Here is a 13070-nt window from a genome sequence, read left to right on the forward strand (position 1 = left end):
TGGTAAATTGGAGTACCACCTTGTTGAGGAACTTCGATGAGTCACGCACCGCTTCGACTGGCAGCCACCACGGAAGAGTCTCTGCCGACAGAAATGATGGAGCTTTGGGATCGCATCCAGGTCCAGCCGGCCAGCGTCCGGGCGGAACTCGAGCCCCTGATTGAGGATGTGCTCGAGAACGCCCGGTTCCGGGGTCGCGTGCTCAACGTGGCTCGCGACGCCCTAGAGCGGCTCAAGCTCGACCTCGAGGTGGCCCGGTTCGACCTCGACGCAACCCGCCGGGAACGCGAGTCGCTGCGTCAGTTGCTCGACCAGGGGCAGTGAGCGGTCTCGTTCATTTGCGCGAGCCACTCGGCTTCGCCTTCGCCCCCTGGGAGAGCCAGGCCGTCATGACCTTACCCACCTGCGCAAGGCTTTCGCCGGAGCAATTCTCCGGCAGGTCTTGCGCGGTGTGCCAGTAGGGATAGTCGAAGTCGATGACATCGATGGTCGGGATCCCGCCGTTATTGAGCGGCAGGTGGTCGTCCATCACGGCGCGGCCGACACGGTTGCGGAACGCAGGGACCTTGAGCCGCCTGGCCGTCGCCCAGAGGTCCTGGACCAGCTTGGGGGCGAGGTCGAGGCTATACGGCTCCTGGTTGATCTGGAGATTGCGGCCTCCCACCATGTCGAGCACGAAGCCCGCCACATATCGACTCCGATACTTCTTCGAGTCGACGGCGTCGGCATAGGCCTTGGCGAACGCCTTGGAACCGAGGAAGTACTCGCCCTGGCGGCCGTAAACGAGTTCTTCGCCGTCGAAGAGGACGAGGTCAATCCCCCAGTTCGTCGGCAGGTCGTTCAGGTGATGGGCCATCTCCATCATGAGCGCAACGCCCGAGGCGCCGTCGTTGGCACCGATGAACGGGATGGCTCGCCGGGTGGGATCGGTCTCCTCGTCGGGGAAGGGCCTGGTGTCGTAGTGGGCCCCGATCACGACGCGGCGTAGGCGTTCCGGATGCCACGAGCCGATGAGGTTGACCATGTTCACCCGCTCGCCGCTCCGGGGGTCGGTCCCCTCGAAGGGCTGCTCGCGGACGGTCGCCCCCATCTTCTCGAAGTGCTTCGCGACCATCTCACGCTGGCGGGTATTGGCGGCGGAGCCGGCCGGGCGCGGGCCGATGGCGCAGATCTCCTTGAGATAGCTGTAGGCGCGGGCGCCGTCGATGGGGGCCGGAATGGAACGCAAGCTAGTATCAGCTCCCCAACTCGAGTCGTTCCACCGGACCAGGGAGAGGCCGGTGATGATCAGGAACCCGACGACGACGGGGACGACGAGCCACAGTTTGCCGAGACGATTGCCCCACAAGGTAGGGTTCAGGTTCCGCAGCCCCATCGGACCGGCTCCTCGATTTGAGACCGAACGTGACAGCGTCTCATCATACGAGGCGCAGGTCATCGTGTCAGTGCGGGATAATGCTCGAAGAGCCAGGCCAACCGCTCCATCGGGAGGCCAACGACGTTGGTCACGCTACCGCGTGAGACGGTGATGAAGGGGTCCTGGTCCTGGACCCCATAGGCCCCGGCCTTCCCTTCCCAGCGATTAGAGTCGAGGAACGTCTCGCGTTCTTCGTCGCTCAAGGGCCGGAACCGGACGGTGCTGACGTCCACGGCGCCGACCCACTCGCCGCGGTCGGCCCGGTAGAGGCAGAGGCCGGTCATGACCTCCGTATCGCGTCCTTCCTGGAGCCGGATCATCCGCTCGGCATCGGCGCGGTCGACGGGTTTGTTCAGGATCTCGCCCTCGACCCAGCAGGTCGTGTCGGCCGCGAGGATCAGCCCTTCCTTCAGCCGTTCGGCGACCGCCTTGGCCTTCTTCCAGGCGAGGCGCGAGACGTACTCGCGGGGGCAGGCGCCGGGATCGGGCTCGGGCTCATCCACGTCGGAAGGGATGACCTCGAACGTGTAACCGGCTTCGGTCAGGAGGAGTTTACGTCGGGGGGAGAGGCTGGCGAGGATCAAGCGAGGTCGTTCTGGCGCTGGCATCACGTCCTGTTCCTCGCGGGAACTCGGGCGAATTTCGGGCCCGGTTCGGCTTTAGGTCCTGAGTCGGTCCGGCGATCGTAGCCGCGCTGGCCCCTTGCCAACAAGGCAGAAAGCGACGACTTTTGAGGGACCGTCCGAACGAGCCGGGATCCGACCTCTGGCCGGTTTCGATGCGGTCTTCGGCCTCGATGTGCCGAGCGATCAGCCCCTCCCTCCAACCCCAGACCAGACAGGCCGTCGCATGCCGAACGCGAATCCACGGAACGTCCGCCCGATCGCCGTCTCGCTCTACTTCATCACGATCAAGACGCGGATGCCGCTGAAATTCGGGCCCGAGACCACGACGGAGGTCACCTGCGCCCGCGTCCGGCTCCGGGTCGTCGACGAGACCGGCCGCGAGGCGGTAGGGTGGGGCGAGACCCCCTTGAGCGTCCAGTGGGTCTGGCCCAGCGCGCTTTCGTATGACTCGCGTCACGAGGTCCTCAAGGGTTTCTGCGTCGACCTCGTCGACGACTGGGCCTCATTCGACGTTTCGGGGCATCCGATCGAGGTCGGCTCGGCTTTCATCGAGTCGGCCTTGGTGCAGCGGCTCGAGCGCACCAACACGATGAGGGGACCCGAGGAGGAGCCGATGCCCTGGCTGGCGGCGCTCGTCTGCGCCTCGGCTTTCGACATCGCGCTGCACGATGCCTATGGGAACCTCCACGGCCTGCCCACCTACGAGACCTACGCACCGCCGTTCCTGAACCACGACCTCGCCCACTTCCTCACGCCCGCTGAGGGCGCCGGGGTCTCCTTCGAAGGCCGATACCCGAGCGATTATCTCGCGACCGCCCCAAGCTTGATACCGGTCTGGCATCTCGTCGGCGGCAAGGACCCGGTGCATGCGTCGGAACTCACCGGTTCGGAGCCGAAGGACGACCACCCCGTCCTGCTGAGGGATTGGGTCCGCAAGGACGGCCTGAACTGCCTCAAGGTCAAGCTCCGTGGGGATGACGCCGCCTGGGATCTCGCGAGGCTGATGGACGTGGGGCTCATCGCCCAGGAGGAGGGGGTCGACTGGCTCTCGACCGACTTCAACTGCACGGTGAACGACCCCGCGTACGTCACCGCAATCCTCGACGACCTCCTCGCCAACCACGCCGACATCTTCAAGCGGATCCTCTACGTCGAACAGCCGTTCCCCTACGACCTCGAGACCCACCGGATCGACGTCCATGGCGTCGCGGCCCGCAAGCCCCTGTTCATGGACGAAAGCGCCCACGACTGGCACCTGATCAAGCTAGGCAGGTCATTGGGCTGGTCGGGCGTGGCCTTGAAGACGTGCAAGACGCAGACCGGGGCGCTCCTCAGCCTTTGCTGGGCCAAGGCCCACGGGATGCCCCTGATGGTCCAGGATCTGACCAACCCCATGCTCGCCCAGATCCCGCACGTCCTCCTCGCCGCCCATGCCGACACGATCATGGGGGTCGAGTCGAACGGGATGCAGTTCTATCCCGACGCCTCGCAGCCCGAATCCGTCGTGCATCCGGGGCTCTACCGACGCCGGGACGGGAAGCTCGATCTCTCGAGCATCCGAGGCCCCGGATTCGGGTACCGTCTGGACGAAATCCGGCGCACCTTGCCGGCCGTCGCCGCGGAATCGGGAAACCCTGACGAGATTCGAATGTCCTGATGCAGCAAGGGTGAATGCGTAGTCTGGGTCGTCTTCGTCCAGAGCTGGGACGACAGTGCGAGGGATTTCGGAGAACTCACCGTTGCTCGGTATCTGACATCTGTTATACTGCGAACTCTCGTGCCCAGACAGTTGTCGAATGGCCAAGGATGGCCTTCGTTACAATATGTAGGATGTCGGTCCATGTCTGCTCAGGAAGAGCTACAACGAGGGGAGCGGTTTCGGTGCGCGCGCCGGCTGATGGCCGCCTCCGTGCTGCTCTTGTTGCTCGTGGGATGCACGCGACGCTACTACCGAGACTTCGCAGACCGCGACGTCTACCGGATCGAGAATGACCGGATGACCGACTGGCGCTGGGAGCTGCCCCCCAGACCGGTCGAGGCCAATCCTCATTCCCGGATGGGCGACGCGCAGGATCCCAACCACGAGCCGATTCCGCCCGACGACCCGGGTGCCCGCCCCTATCAGGTGACTGCGGGGCGCCCGCACGAGTTCCACGGCTGGAGCAAGCGCGGGTCCGCGCCCGTCGAGGATCTGAGCTGGCTCAAATACATTCCCAGGAGCGATGACGGCGCGATCCTGATCGATGGCCCGACGGCCATGCAGGTCGCCCTGATGAACAATCGAGAATATCAATTCAACGTCGAGGACGTTTACCTCCAGGCGCTCCAGCTCACCCTCGTCCGGTTCAGCTTCTTCCCGCAGATCTACAGCAACCAGACCACGCAATACAACAGGATCGGGGCCGGAAAGACGGGGGTGAACCAACTCCAGTTGGTGACGCAGAACGGCTTGAGCTGGATGTTCTATTCCGGCGCCCAGCTCCTGGTGAACTTCGCGAATAATCTCGTCTTCGAGTATAACGGCCGGAACTTCCAGACCATCAACTCAGGGCTCGCCATCAGCCTGACGCAGCCCTTGCTCCAGGGGGCCTGGGCACGCAACGTCACCCAGCCACTCTCGCTAGTCGAGCGCCAGACCCTTTACACCATCCGGAATTTCGCCAGGTATCGCCGCCAGTTCTACGTCGACACCGTCACCGACTACCTCAACCTCCTGAACCAGTTGCAGCAGGTCCGCAATACGGAGTATCAGGTCGAGCAGCTTCGTTTGAGCCTCGACGAGAACGAGGCACTCGTCCTCGCCGGGCGTGTCGATCCCCTCCAGCGCGATAACGTCGCCCAGCAGTATCAGCAGTCGCGTTCGAGCCTGCTGTCATTGCAGGCCTCTTACCAGACGAGCCTCGACCTCTTCCGCTTCAACCGGCTCGGGTTGCCCACGGATTTCCCCGTCAAGCTCGACGAGACGCTCCTGAAGAAGTTCGAGCTCAACGATCCGAAGCTCGACGAGCTCAGGAAGGCGAACAAGAACCTCTACCTCGCCTTACTCCAGCATAACGAGGCGCCGGACAAGTCGGTTCTGAGCGATGCCGCGAGCGATCTCCTCGGTGAGTTCAAGGATCTGGAGAGGCTCTCCGTCGATCTGGCCGGGGAACTCACCAAGTGGAAGGCCCGAATCGAGGAAGATAAGAAGACGGTCGGCACGGGGCCGGGGCCGCTCGACCAAGACGAGAGGGACAGCCTCAACCGCCAGATCGATCTCTCCAAATCCTTGAGCGTCAGTTATGACGAATCCAAGGTGTCGCTGGGCAAGAATCTCACCAAGATTCAGGACTTCATCGACAACCTCGAAAAAATCGACGAGGACGAAGCCTGGGAGACGCTGCTCCAAGAACTCGCCACCCGCGAGTTCAACGCACGCTTCACCGAGCTCTTCGTGATCCAGACGCAGATCCGCATCCATCTGATCGAGGTCAATCCCATGGATCTGACCCTCGACCAGGCCATCGAGGTCGCGTTGGCGAACCGGCTCGACCTGATGAATTCGCTCGCACAGGTCACCGATGCCTGGAGGAACGTCGAATACGCCGGCAATCAACTGCTCGCGGGAGTCAACCTCTTCTACAACGGCCAACTCAACTCCGCGCCCGGCAGCCTCAGCGTGGTCCAACTCGACGCCCACGCGAGCCGACATTCGGTCGGGATCCAGTTCAATGCCCCGATCAATCGCCGGATTCAGCGCAATCAATATCGCTCCGATCAGATCCAGTATCAGCGGGCTCGCCGCAGTTACATGCAGAATCATGACCTGATCGTGCAGCAGATCCGCGCAGATATTCGCGAACTGAACCTGAATCGGCGGCAGTTCGACATCACGAGGCTCGCCCTCCTGATCGCCGTGCGGCAAGTGGACCTCGCCGAGTACAATGCCAGGTCCAGCACGGGGGCGACCTCGGGTGCCGGCCAGAATAGCGGCAACAATCTGGTCCTGGCCCAGGGTTCACTGCTGCAGAATAAGAACTCATTGATCGGACAATGGATACAATACGAGGTCACTCGGATGGGCCTCTTCCGCGACTTTGACGTCATGAACATCGATGCCCTGGGGGTCTGGACCAATGACGACCGCGTTCCAACCATCAACGGGGGACCCGTTCCCACAACACCAGACCCCCTCCGACCTCCCACCGAATCACTCCTTCCTCCACCTGCACCCGACGGGAACCGGAGCCCCTTCGCCCCGTAAGCGACGGTGGAGGTTCCCCTGGCGGTTCCTCTTCCTGATGGGGGGGACCCTGGGCGTTCTCGCGACCGGCTATTTCGGCCTGATCCCGGCCTGGAAGGACTCTCAGCCGAAGGACGCGACGCTCTCGCTCCCCGTCACGCGCGGGACCCTGCGGATCGTCGTGACCGAGCGCGGCAACCTCGAGAGCGTGAAGACCGTCGACGGCATCTGCGACCTCCCCGGCTACCAGAACAAGATCATCCAGCTCACGCCCGAGGGCACCCACGTCGAGAAGGGCCAGGTCGTCTGCCGCTTCGATTCGGCCGAGATCGACAAGAACGTCGCCCAGCAGGAAATCAAGGCGAAGCAGTCGGGGACCAAGATCGAGACCTCGCTCCAGGAAGTCGAGATCGCCAAGAACAAGGGGGAGAGCGAGATCATCGCCGCCAAGGTCGAGCTGGAACTGGCCGTCCTCGACCTCGAGATGTACCAGAAGGGGACCTACGTCTTCGAGACCGAGGAAATCCGGGGCGACATCGGGCTCAAGGTCAAGAAGGTGCAAGAGTCGAAGAACACGCTCGACCAGTTCCAGGGGCTGGTCAAGAAGGGCTTCCGATCCCTCAGCGACCTGCGTGCGGCCCAGAGCGAGCTCGAAGGCAACGACCTGACCCTCACCGGGGCCAAGGCCAAGCTCATGGTGAAGGAGAAGTACGAATATAAGCGGAAGTCAACCGAGTATTCGTCGAAGGTCGACCAGGCCAAGAAGAAGGTCTCGCAGGCCCTGGCGACGGCCAAGGCCTCGGTCGCCAAGGCCCAGAGCGAGTATGAGGCGGCCAAGGCGACCTTCGCCATCGAGGACCAGCAACTCAAGGAATATCAGAAGAACAAGGGGCAGACCGAGATCAAGGCGGAGCAGGCCGGGATCGTCGCCTACGCCAACGACTCGTGGTACGACTCCAGCCGTCAGATCCGCGAAGGGGCGACCGTCTACTCTCGGCAGAAAATCTTCAGCCTCCCCGACCTCACCTCGATGCAGGTGAAGGTGAACATCCACGAATCCTTGATCAAGAAGATCAAGCCGGGGCAGCTTGCCGAGATCAGGGTCGACGCCTTCCCCAACCTCGTCATCGTCGGCAAGGTGAAGACGGTGTCTCAGCTCGCCGACTCGAACCGGGGGTGGATGAGCGGGGGCGTCAAGGAGTACACGACGGTCGTCGGCATCGAGCAGATGCCGAAGGAGGAGCTTCGCCCGGGCATGACCTCGGAGGTGAAGATCCTCGTAGGCGAAGTCTCCAACGTGCTCATGATCCCCGTCCAGGCCGTGGCCCAGCACAAGGGGAAGTTCTATGCCTTCGCACAAGGACCTAAAGGCTTTGAGCGTCGGGAGGTCGGCGTCGGGGATACGAACGAGTTCCAGGTCCAGGTCATCAGCGGATTGAAAGAGGGAGAGACCGTGGCGCTCGACGCCCGCAGCCGCGTCGCGGCAGAGTTCAAGGACGAGGAGAAGGAGCAGGCCCTCGATCCCAATGCCTCCAAGAAAGCCACCTCGCCCGCGGCCAAGTAGTTCGCTTCAAAAGGGACTCGCGCCCACCGGGAACCGCCCGCCATGAACCGTATCTGGAACATCGTCAAGCTCGCCGTCCGCAACCTGACGCTGCACAAGCTGCGCGTCCTGCTGACGGCCCTGGGCCTGATCTTCGGGGTGGCGTCGGTGATCGCCATGCTCGCGATCGCCGAGGGGGCGAGCGCCGAGGTCCAGCGGCAACTCGCCGAGCTGGGCGCGACGAACATCATCGTCCGGAGTGCCAAGCCTGTCGACGAGGTCAACCCCTCCAAGCAGAACAACAACGACAGTTTCATCTTCAGCTACGGCCTGACCCACAAGGATTTCGAGCGGATCACCCGAAACATCCCGACCGTCGTGGGTGCGACCCCGCTCCGCGAGTTCCGCAAGAACGTCCGGCACCTCGACCGGGAAGTCGAGGGGCGGATCGTCGGTGCCAATCCCGACTGCCTCCTGATCACCGGACAGACGCTCGCGCGAGGGCGGTTCATCACCGACTTCGACATGTACCGCTCCGCCAACATCGCGGTGATCGGTGCCGAGATCGCCGACAAGCTCTTCCCGTTCGGCGATCCCGTCGGGCGCTCGATCCGGCTGGGGGAGAACCACTACTACCTTGTCGTGGGGGTTACCTCTCACAAGGCCCCCTCGGCGGGGACGGGGAGCAGCCTCTCGGCCCAGGACCTGAACAAGGACGTCTACATCCCGCTGACCACCGACCGGGCCCGGTTCGGCGACGTCCTCTTCGGCGAGAAGCAGGGGCAATACTCGTACGAGAAGATCGAGCTCAGTCAGATCACGGTGACGGTCCGCAGCATCGACGACGTTAAGCCGACGTCCGTCGCCCTCGAGAGCCTCCTGCTGCAATTCCACCCGAAGAAGGATTACAGCATGACGGTGCCGCTCGAACTTCTGGAGAAGTCGAGGGCCACGACGCGAATCTTCAACCTCGTCCTCGGCTCGATCGCCGGGATCTCGCTCGTCGTCGGCGGCATCGGCATCATGAACATCATGCTGGCCACCGTCTCCGAACGGACCCGCGAGATCGGCATCCGGCGTGCCCTGGGGGCCAAGCGTCGCGACATCATCTTTCAGTTCCTGATCGAGACGGTCGTCATCTCGGCCTCGGGCGGGGCCATCGGCGTCTCCCTGGGGTTGGCCGTCCCGCCGATGGTCTCCAACCTCTCGGGCGTCCCCGCCGTGATCCGCCCCGAGTCGCCGATCATCGCCTTCTTCATCGCCCTGCTGATCGGCGTCGTCTTCGGCGTCTACCCCGCCCGACGCGCCGCGATGATGGACCCGGTCGACGCCCTCCGCGCCGAGTGAGCCGCGAACTGGCTTCGGCATTGATATCGCGTCATGTCCCCGAGAGTACGCCTCCGGTGCGCAGGGCCTTTCGCGAACTTTGCGGTAACGCCCTTGATCGCAAAGAGCCCTCGTGCGCGGCCAACGGAGGTGAATAGCCCCCGCGTACAGCGCAATTTTGCTTATGCTAACGAAGCTTTGAATGATTGCGGCCTTGGCGAACTCGATAGAATGCACCTGTGTCCCGTAGGGGCGGCCGTCGAAACACGATCTTGGGTATTGAGAAGGACAGGAACCGAGCATCATGGCGGATGAAGCAGCCGAAGGGCGGAGTAGCGGCGAGCGGACGATGATCACCGCCGCGCTCCTGATGGCGATGGCCGTCACCGCGCTCGAGTCGACCGTGGTCTCTACGGCCATGCCCACCATCATCGCCCAGCTCCGGGGCCTGGACATCTACCCGTGGGTCTTCTCGGCCTACCTGCTGGCGTCGACCGTCTCGACCCCGATCTACGGGAAGCTCGCCGATATCTTCGGTCGCAAGAAGGTCCTCATCTTCGGCCTCGTCCTGTTCGCGATCGGCTCCATGCTCTCGGGCATGGCCAACAGCATGCTTCAACTCATCGCCGCGAGGGTCATCCAGGGGTTAGGGGCGGGATCCGTCGGCCCGATCGTGCTCACCATGCTGGGCGACCTCTTCACGCTCAAGGAGCGGGCCAAGGTCCAGGGATTATTCAGCGCCGTCTGGGGCGGCTCGAGCCTGGTCGGCCCGGCCATCGGGGGTTATTTGACCGTGGGGCTCTCGTGGCGCTGGGTCTTCTTCGTGACGGTGCCGTTCGCGGTCGTGACCATCTGGCTCCTGATGCGACACTTCCACGAGGCGATCGTGCATCACGAGCGTCCCAGGATCGACTGGGCGGGGGCCATTCTGCTGACCCTGGGGACGACCCTCCTGCTGTCGGTCGTGCTGAACGGCCAGAAGCAGTCGATGGCCGTCGGTGTGGGACTGATGGCGATCTCCGTCGTCCTGCTCGTGCTCTTCGTGTTTCAGGAACGCCGGGCCCCCGACCCGATCGTGCCGCTCGACCTGTTCACGCTGAGGCCGATCGCCTCGGCGATTGCCGGGAGCTTCCTGATCGGCTGTTTGCTGTTCGGTCTCGATACGTACATCCCGCTCTATGTCCAGGGAGTGCAGGGGGGCTCGGCGATCAAGGCCGGCGAGATGATCACGCCCCTCTTCCTCGCCTGGTCGATCAGCGTGGCGATCGCCGCCAAGGTCGTGGTGCGTCTCGGTTTCCGGACAACCGCCCTGGTCGGCTCGTTGCTGATCACGACCGGCTCGGTCGCGTTGACCATCGGCGCCGAGTATCCCGCCTCCTCCCGGATCTTGTTCATCGCCGGGATGTCGGTCATCGGCCTGGGGATGGGGCCGACGTCGCTCAGCTACATCCTCGGCGTCCAGCATGCCGTGTCGTGGAACCGTCGAGGCGTGGCCACCGGAGCCATCACGTTCGTCAGGACGTTGGGAGGTGCGCTGGGGGTGGGGATCCTGGGGGCAACCCTGGGCTACGAACTCGCGAACCGGCTCGCCCGCGGCGACGGCGCGGGGATCGACGTCACCGCCGCGCTCCGGCCGGAGACGCACGCGTTGCTCTCGTCCGAGAAGCTGCGGATCGTCCAGGAGGCCCTCGGATATTCGTTGCGCGACGTCTTCATCCAGTTGACGGCCCTAGCTGTCCTGATGGTCCTCTGCTCGCTGGGACTGGGCAAGCATCAGGCGCAGAGCAAGCCCCAGCCGGCCGAGAATGGCGAGGCCGTCGTGGAAGAGGCCGCACTGCCGGTCACGGTCGAGCATTGATCGCTGAGGCCGGGCATTCGACCCGATCACGACCGTAGGCCGAGGATCCATGTCCCGATCCGGGTGGGATTTGCTAAGGTAGGGCCGAGTTGGTGGTGTTGAAGCCGCCGGGTCGGGGTTGCCTTTGGATGGATCCTACGGAGGGCACGACGCTCCATGGCCTACTGGTTGTTCAAGTCCGAGCCGAATTGCTACTCGTTCGCCGACCTCCAGGCCGAGCCCTCGGGCTCGACCGGCTGGGACGGGGTGCGTAACTTCCAGGCGCGCAACATGCTCCGTGACCAGGTTCAAGTCGGGGACCGGGTCTTCTTCTACCACTCGAACGCGGAGCCGCCGGGGATCGCCGGGGTCGCCGAGGTCGTGACGGCCGGGCATCCGGATCCGACCGCGTTCGAGCCCGACCACGAGCATTACGACCCCAAGAGCATTCGCGAGAAGCCGGTCTGGTACCAGGTCTCGATCCGCGCCTTGACTGCTTTCGACCCGCCGCTCAGCCTGCCCTACCTTCGAACCATCCCGGGCCTCGAGAAGATGGAACTCCTCCGCAAGGGGAGCCGACTCTCGGTCCAGCCCGTCACCGCCGACGAGTGGGAGACCGTCCTCTCGCTGGCAGACCAACCCAAGACCAAGACGCGTTGACGATTCTCAAGGGAAGCGACGATGGCCCGACTCGAACACTTCGCGATCTACGCCGACGATGCGCCGGCGCTCAAGGACTTCTACGTCGAGGTCATGGGCCTCAAGGTCGTCGTCGACAGCGGCGGTGACCCCCCCGGCTATTTCCTGGCCGACGATCACGGCATGGCCATCGAACTCATCGGCCGCCCCAAGGATCAGACCGGCGTCAACCAGCGCTGGATATGTCACCTCGCCTTCTGGGTCGATGACTTCGCCGCGACTCGCGCCGATCTCGAGGACCGGGGCATCGTCTTCGAGACCGACACCCTCGCCGACAACGACAACATCAAGACCGCCTTCTTCCGCGACCCTGGCGGCAACCGCGTGCAGATCGTCTGGCGCAAGAGCCGCCTGACGGATTGAAATTGAATGGGATCTGGATGTATCAAGAGGGGAGGCCTTATCCGCCTCCCCTTTTCTATTGGTGGTATCGGCTGCGGACTCGATCGAGCTGGCTCGAGAAGGCGTTCACCACAAGGCGGGTGTCATCCGCAAGCCAGAACGAAGCTCAATTGACGTAGTTGCCCTTGGCCGCAGCGAAGATCCCGAGAATGATGTACAGGACGGTGGCCGCGATCGGGCAACCTACGAATAAAATCAAGATCAAGTTAAAAATAGATCTCAGCCATGAGATGATGGTTTCGTTGCTCTTGAGGACGGCCTCGTTGGACTTGATGAGTGATTGGAAACTCCGCAGAAACGCGGCGTCGGAGGCGTCCCTCTTCGATTCAGGGCTTGCTCCTTCCTCGATTAACTCGATGGTCGACTCGATATCATAGTCGAGCGAGAAGACCTTGTTATATCCTCCGCACGAGTTGCATTGCTTGAGCCGTCCGCGTTTCGAACTCTCTTCCTTCTGCCAGGTCTTGCAGGAATGACACTGGAATACGATGTATTCCTTCTGGTGAGCTTCGGGGTCGGCCAGCCTGGCCTGGTATTCCGCAAGCGTAGGATAGACGTTGGGGAAATTGCAGAGAGGACACTGCTCTTCCATACCAGCCCTGCTGGCCGGGGCCGTAATGGTATACCGGCATCGATCGCACTTATGAGTGATGAATTCGATAGAGGGCTTGGCTGGTGCGGGTTTGGCGATTGGCGCCTTGCTCAGCATGGCGGCCTGCCAATCCTCGGGGATCTCATTGAAGGCGGGGAGGGGCGGCGGCGTGATGGCTTCCACCGTCGTCTCCGATGGCGGCTCCGAGATCGCCTCCGGTTTCGGTTGAGTTGCCGGAGCCGTGACCGTGAATCGCGTGCTGCATTTCGGACACTTGATTTCCTTGCCCACGGTCGTGGTCCGGACCCTCATCCTCGCCCCGCACTCGCAGGACACTTGAAGCGTTTCGGGTTTCTCGGCTTGAAGGCTCGCATCTTCAGACATCACCAGCGACTCCGGATAACGG

The 13070-nt window shown here is 63.1% G+C and carries 11 protein-coding genes; 8 read left to right on the forward strand and 3 right to left on the reverse strand.

Annotated elements, in window-relative coordinates; genetic code table 11:
* Positions 1–36 precede the first annotated feature (36 nt).
* Positions 37–324, forward strand: coding sequence for a hypothetical protein (locus ACOYYX_RS13975; RefSeq protein WP_422930513.1), 288 nt, complete (start codon positions 37–39; stop codon positions 322–324).
* 10 nt (positions 325–334) lie between these two features.
* On the opposite strand, the gene ACOYYX_RS13980 is transcribed toward ACOYYX_RS13975, so the two are convergent.
* On the reverse strand, positions 335–1375 hold the full coding sequence (locus ACOYYX_RS13980; RefSeq protein ID WP_422930514.1) for a M28 family peptidase: 1041 nt from the start codon (positions 1373–1375) through the stop codon (positions 335–337).
* Between the two features lie 59 nt (positions 1376–1434).
* Entirely contained in the window at positions 1435–2025 is a 591-nt protein-coding gene (locus ACOYYX_RS13985; RefSeq protein ID WP_422930515.1) for a Maf family protein, read from the reverse strand.
* A 241-nt stretch (positions 2026–2266) separates the two neighbouring features.
* On the opposite strand from ACOYYX_RS13985, the gene ACOYYX_RS13990 reads away from it, so the two are divergent.
* The 7 genes from ACOYYX_RS13990 (at position 2267) to ACOYYX_RS14020 (ending at position 12033) form a co-directional block, all read left to right on the forward strand.
* Positions 2267–3700, forward strand: coding sequence for an enolase C-terminal domain-like protein (locus tag ACOYYX_RS13990; RefSeq protein WP_422930516.1), 1434 nt, complete (start codon positions 2267–2269; stop codon positions 3698–3700).
* A 183-nt stretch (positions 3701–3883) separates the two neighbouring features.
* Positions 3884–6286, forward strand: coding sequence for a TolC family protein (locus ACOYYX_RS13995; RefSeq protein WP_422930517.1), 2403 nt, complete (start codon positions 3884–3886; stop codon positions 6284–6286).
* A gap of 37 nt (positions 6287–6323) precedes the next feature.
* On the forward strand, positions 6324–7829 hold the full coding sequence (locus ACOYYX_RS14000; RefSeq protein WP_422930518.1) for an efflux RND transporter periplasmic adaptor subunit: 1506 nt from the start codon (positions 6324–6326) through the stop codon (positions 7827–7829).
* Positions 7830–7871: 42 nt separating this feature from the next.
* Complete coding sequence (locus ACOYYX_RS14005) at positions 7872–9155, forward strand: ABC transporter permease (protein WP_422930519.1); 1284 nt, start codon at positions 7872–7874, stop codon at positions 9153–9155.
* A gap of 283 nt (positions 9156–9438) precedes the next feature.
* Entirely contained in the window at positions 9439–10992 is a 1554-nt protein-coding gene (locus tag ACOYYX_RS14010) for an MDR family MFS transporter (RefSeq protein WP_422930520.1), read from the forward strand.
* Between the two features lie 156 nt (positions 10993–11148).
* Positions 11149–11631: an EVE domain-containing protein gene (locus ACOYYX_RS14015; protein ID WP_422930521.1), complete on the forward strand. Its 483-nt coding sequence runs from the start codon at positions 11149–11151 to the stop codon at positions 11629–11631.
* A 21-nt stretch (positions 11632–11652) separates the two neighbouring features.
* Entirely contained in the window at positions 11653–12033 is a 381-nt protein-coding gene (locus tag ACOYYX_RS14020; protein ID WP_422930522.1) for a VOC family protein, read from the forward strand.
* A 145-nt stretch (positions 12034–12178) separates the two neighbouring features.
* Here the strand turns inward: ACOYYX_RS14020 and ACOYYX_RS14025 are convergent, their stop codons facing one another.
* Positions 12179–12955, reverse strand: a complete 777-nt coding sequence (locus tag ACOYYX_RS14025) for a hypothetical protein (protein ID WP_422930523.1) — start codon at positions 12953–12955, stop codon at positions 12179–12181.
* Between the last annotated feature and the right edge of the window lie 115 nt (positions 12956–13070).

The organism is Singulisphaera chitinilytica (genome assembly GCF_049331405.1).
Lineage (GTDB): Bacteria > Planctomycetota > Planctomycetia > Isosphaerales > Isosphaeraceae > PoT.